The organism is uncultured Amaricoccus sp., assembly GCF_937858865.1.
Classification (GTDB): domain Bacteria; phylum Pseudomonadota; class Alphaproteobacteria; order Rhodobacterales; family Rhodobacteraceae; genus Amaricoccus.
This window is the reverse complement of the sequence record NZ_CALLYO010000377.1, coordinates 1-4,656: the sequence shown is the minus strand read 5'-3', so window position 1 is coordinate 4,656 and position 4,656 is coordinate 1. Positions and strand designations below refer to the sequence as shown.

Annotated in this window: 4 protein-coding genes; 3 read left to right on the top strand and 1 reads right to left on the bottom strand. The window is 74.5% G+C overall.

Annotated elements, in window-relative coordinates; all coding sequences use genetic code 11:
• A partial coding sequence (cobT, locus tag Q0112_RS10880) for a cobaltochelatase subunit CobT (RefSeq protein ID WP_297975101.1) occupies positions 1-1,863 on the top strand: 1,863 nt, incomplete at its 5' end.
• 7 nt (positions 1,864-1,870) lie between these two features.
• On the opposite strand, the gene Q0112_RS10875 is transcribed toward cobT, so the two are convergent.
• Complete coding sequence (locus Q0112_RS10875; RefSeq protein WP_297975099.1) at positions 1,871-2,167, bottom strand: hypothetical protein; 297 nt, start codon at positions 2,165-2,167, stop codon at positions 1,871-1,873.
• Positions 2,168-2,270: 103 nt separating this feature from the next.
• Between Q0112_RS10875 and Q0112_RS10870 the strand changes: the two genes are divergently transcribed.
• Both Q0112_RS10870 and Q0112_RS10865 read left to right on the top strand, forming a co-directional pair.
• Positions 2,271-4,076 (top strand): aminopeptidase P family protein, encoded by a 1,806-nt coding sequence (locus Q0112_RS10870; RefSeq protein ID WP_297975096.1) that lies wholly within the window; start codon positions 2,271-2,273, stop codon positions 4,074-4,076.
• A 13-nt stretch (positions 4,077-4,089) separates the two neighbouring features.
• Entirely contained in the window at positions 4,090-4,443 is a 354-nt protein-coding gene (locus Q0112_RS10865; RefSeq protein WP_297975093.1) for a DUF427 domain-containing protein, read from the top strand.
• Positions 4,444-4,656 lie beyond the last annotated feature (213 nt).

Here is a 4,656-nt window from a genome sequence, read left to right as displayed (position 1 = left end):
AAGCCCGCCGAAAGCCCTGCCGATCCGTTCAAGAAGGCCCTCGCCGAGGCGACGCGCGCCATGGCCGGGGAGCGGGAGCTGACCGTCGCCTATTCGGTCGACCCGCCGGGCTATTCGGCCGGCGCCATGCGCCTGCCGCAGGTGACGCGGCGGATGACGCGCGAGGAGGTGCTGCTGGCGCGCGGCACGGCGGACGCCTTCGCGCTGCGCCTGCGCTATCACGACGACGCCACCCACCGCCGCTATTCCCCCGAGGGCGAGGCGGCGTCGGCGCTCTTCGACGCGATGGAGACGGCGCGCTGCGAGGCGGTGGGCGCGCGCGCCATGCCGGGCACGGCCGGCAACATCGACGCCCGCATCGCCGAGGACGCGCGGCGCATGGGCTACGGCGAGATCACCGATCCGGCGCAGGCGCCGCTCGCCCAGGCCGCCGGCTACCTGGTGCGCCACCTCGCCACCGGCCGGCCGCTGCCGAAGGGGGCCCAGCACGTGATGGAGCTCTGGCGCGATCATCTCGAGGGCCATGCCGGGCGGGCGCTGGCGGACCTCGCGCCGGTGCTCGAGGACCAGCAGGCCTTCGCGCGCGCCGCCCGGCAGGTCATCGCCGATCTCGGCTATGCGGACGAGCTCGGCGAGGATCCGGACGACAACGACGAGACCGAGGAGAGCGAGAGCGAGGAGGCGGAGGAGAATCCCGACGAGTCGCGCGGCGACGCGGAGGAGGACAGCGAGGCGGAGGAGTCGGCCGAGGACACCCCCTCGGAGAGCCGCGCCGAGCCGCAGGAGATGCAGGCCGCGCTCGACGATTCCGATGCCGCGGAGATGGCCGAGGACCTCGAGGCCGACGAGGGCGAGGCGCCGGAGCGCCGCCCTCCCCCGCCCTGGTCCGAGGCCGATCCGGCCTACACCGTCTTCGAGACCCGCTTCGACGAGGAGATCGCGGCCGAGGACCTCGCCGACCCGATCGAGCTCGAGCGGCTCCGGGCCTATCTCGACCAGCAGCTCGAGCCCCTGAAGGGCGCGGTGGCGCGGCTCGCCAACCGGCTGCAGCGGCGGCTGCAGGCGCAGCAGAACCGGGCCTGGGACTTCGACCTCGAGGAGGGGACGCTCGACGCCGGGCGCCTCGCCCGGGTGGTGGCGAACCCGCTGACGCCCCTCTCCTTCAAGATGGAGCGCGACACCGACTTCCGCGACACGGTGGTGACGCTGCTGCTCGACAATTCCGGCTCGATGCGCGGGCGGCCGATCTCGATCGCGGCGATCTCGGCCGACGTGCTGGCGCGGACGCTCGAGCGCTGCCAGGTGAAGGTCGAGATCCTCGGCTTCACCACCCGCGCCTGGAAGGGCGGCCAGAGCCGCGAGGCCTGGCTCGCCGCGCAGCGCCCTCCCCTGCCCGGCCGGCTCAACGACCTCCGCCACATCGTCTACAAGGCCGCCGACGCCCCCTGGCGGCGGGCGCGGCCGAACCTCGGGCTGATGATGAAGGAGGGGCTGCTCAAGGAGAACATCGACGGCGAGGCGCTGGAATGGGCGCACCGGCGGCTGCTCGGGCGGCCGGAGGCGCGGCGCATCCTGATGGTGATCTCCGACGGCGCGCCGGTCGACGATTCGACGCTGTCGGTCAATCCGGCCAGCTACCTCGAGAAGCACCTGCGCGACGTCATCGCCATGATCGAGCGGCGGCGGCAGGTCGAGCTCATCGCCATCGGCATCGGCCACGACGTGACCCGCTACTACGGGCGGGCGGTGACGATCACCGACGTGGAGCAGCTCGCCGGCGCGATGACCGAGCAGCTCGCCGCCCTCTTCGACAACGATCCCGTCCGCCAGGCGCGCGGCACGCGGGGGCGGATGCGGGCGTGAGCCGGCGCTACCGCCGCGCGCCGGGGCGCGCGCGCGTCATCCAGATGCCGAGCGCGATCGCCGCGAGGACGAGCCCGACCGGCAGCGACAGGAGCAGCGCGCCGACCGGGTCCCAGACGAAGGGGACGCCGCTCGCCTGCAGGCTCTCGACCAGGTTGCGATAGTCGTCCGGCCAGCGGTGCGCGATCATCCCGCCGAAGCTCATCGGCCGGAAGGCGTAGCCGACGCCGATCGTCGCCTGCCAGTCCGCGCCCGTGCGCCAGATCGCGGCGGCGAGGAACAGGATCGCAAGAACGGCGCGCATGGCTCCTCCCTTCCCCCAGCGGGGCCGGCGGCGGGGCCGGCGATTGACCTCGCCACCCCTCCGCCGCTAACAGCTTGGGGTTAACGCTTGCCTAAGGAACGCCATGCTGCAGGACTTCCGCCGCCGGACCACCCCCTCGACCGGGGCCGCGCGCCTCTCGGCGCTGCGCGCGGAGATGGCGAAGGCCGGGGTCGACGCCTTCCTCGTGCCGCGCGCCGACGCCCACCAGGGCGAGAACGTGCCGGCGCGCGACGAGCGGCTGGCGTGGCTGACCGGCTTCACCGGCTCGGCCGGGCTCGCCGCCGTGACCGCGGGGCGCGCCATCGTCTTCGTCGACGGGCGCTACGTGCTGCAGGTGCAGGGGCAGGTCGACACCGCGTGCTTCGAGATCGGCCGGCTGCCGAAGGACCGGGCGTCCGACTGGCTGGCCGGGGCGCTGCCGCAGGGCGGGCGCGTCGGCTACGACCCCTGGCTGCACACGGCGCGCGAGATCGAGGAGCTGGCCGAGGTGCTCGGCCCGCGGCAGATCGGCCTCGTCCCGGTCGGGAACCTCGTCGACCGCGCCTGGCCCGACCAGCCGCCGCCGCCGGCGCGGCCGATCGTGGCGCATCCGCTGGAGCTGGCCGGGCGCAGCTCGGCCGAGAAGCGGGCGGAGATCGCGCGGGGCCTCGTCGAGCGGGACCTCGCGGCGGCCGTCCTGACGCTGCCCGATTCGATCGCCTGGCTGCTCAACGTCCGCGGCTCGGACATCGCCCGCACCCCGGTCGCGCTCGCCTTCGCCGTCCTCGGCGCCGACGGGCGGGTCGATCTCTTCACCGATCCGGCCAAGGCCGACGCGGCGGTGCGGGCGCACCTCGGGCCGGAGGTGCGCATCGCGCCGCCCGAGGCCTTCGGGCCGGCGCTCGACGGGCTGAAGGGGCGGATCGCCGTCGACAAGGCCTCGGCGCCCGCCTGGGTCTCCGACCGCATCGCCGCGGCCGGGCGGGCGGAGCTGGTCTGGGAGCGCGATCCCTGCATCCTGCCCAAGGCGATCAAGAACCCGGCCGAGATCGCCGGCGCCCGCGCCGCGCACCTGCGCGACGGGCTGGCGATGGCCGAGTTCCTCGCCTGGCTCGACGCCACCGCGCCGGAGGGCGGCCTGAGCGAGATCGACGTGGTGCGGCGGCTCGAGGAGATCCGCGCCGCGACCGGCCAGCTCCGCGACATCTCCTTCGAGACGATCTGCGGCGCCGGGCCGAACGGGGCGATCGTGCACTACCGGGTCAGCGAGGCCTCGAACCGGCTGGTGAGCCCGGGCGAGATCCTGCTCGTCGACAGCGGCGCGCAGTATGCCGACGGCACGACCGACATCACCCGCACCGTGGCGGTGGGCGAGGCGCCGGCGGAGGCCATCCGGCCGTTCACCCTGGTGCTGAAGGCGCTTGTCGCCATGTGCCGGCTCACCTGGCCCGAGGGGCTCGCCGGGCGCGACATCGACGCGGTGGCGCGGGTGCCGCTCTGGCAGGCGGGGATGGACTACGACCACGGCACCGGGCACGGGATCGGCTCCTACCTCGCGGTGCACGAGGGGCCGCAAAGCCTGTCGCGGCGCGGGCCCGAGCCGCTGCTACCGGGGATGATGCTCTCGATCGAGCCCGGCCACTACCGCGAGGGCGCCTTCGGCATCCGGCTCGAGAACCTCGCCCTGGTGCGGCCGCCGGCGGCGGTGCGGGGGGGCGACCGGCCGATGCTGGGCTTCGAGGTGCTGACGCTCGCGCCGATCGACCGCCGGCTGATCGACCTGCGGCTGCTCGATGCCGGCGAGCGCGCCTGGCTCGACGCCTATCACGCCCGGGTTGCGGAGGCGCTGTCGCCGCATCTCGATCCCGAGACCGCGCGCTGGCTGCGCGCGGCCTGCCAGCCGCTGTGACAAGGAGAGAGAGATGCCCAAGCAACCCGTGATCGTGGCTGCCGGCGGGACCTGGGTGGTGCGCGCCGGCGGCGCCGTCATCGGCGAGAGTTCGCGCGCCATCGAGCTGATCGAGGCGGCGAGCGAGATCGAGGGCCAGGGGATGATCTTCTTCCCGCGCGAGGATCTCGGCATGGCCTTCCTCGAGAGCTCCGAGACCCGCCGCGCGAGCGACGCGCTCGGCCCGGCGCAGTATTTCGGCATCGTGACCGCCCAGGGGCTCATCCCCGATGCCGCCTGGTCCTACGAGACGCCGCCCGAGGGCGCGGCGCGCATCGCCGGCCTCATCGCCTTCGACGCCCGCCGGGTGGCGGTGGAGGAAGTCTGACGCGCGATCGGGATGATCGCTTCGCTGCTCTTGCACGGCACCGCTCGCGATGAGCACGGCCTGCGCCTGCCTGCGGGCCGGCGCACCTCGGCCGAACGGCGCCGCAGCCGAGCGTTCCGGCAATATCCCCGGCGGCGCCGCCAGGCGGAACCGTCGGGTGCGCCTGCCCGGGGGGCTGGCAGGCGCAGGCCGTGCGGGGCGCACGGCCGGGGG

Excerpts from the sequence above, each read along its gene's own strand:
- Q0112_RS10865 (WP_297975093.1), top strand. The coding sequence starts at position 4,090 with ATGCCCAAGCAACCCGTGATCGTGGCTGCCGGCGGGACCTGGGTGGTG.
- Q0112_RS10875 (WP_297975099.1), bottom strand. The coding sequence starts at position 2,167 with ATGCGCGCCGTTCTTGCGATCCTGTTCCTCGCCGCCGCGATCTGGCGC.
- Q0112_RS10870 (WP_297975096.1), top strand. The coding sequence starts at position 2,271 with ATGCTGCAGGACTTCCGCCGCCGGACCACCCCCTCGACCGGGGCCGCG.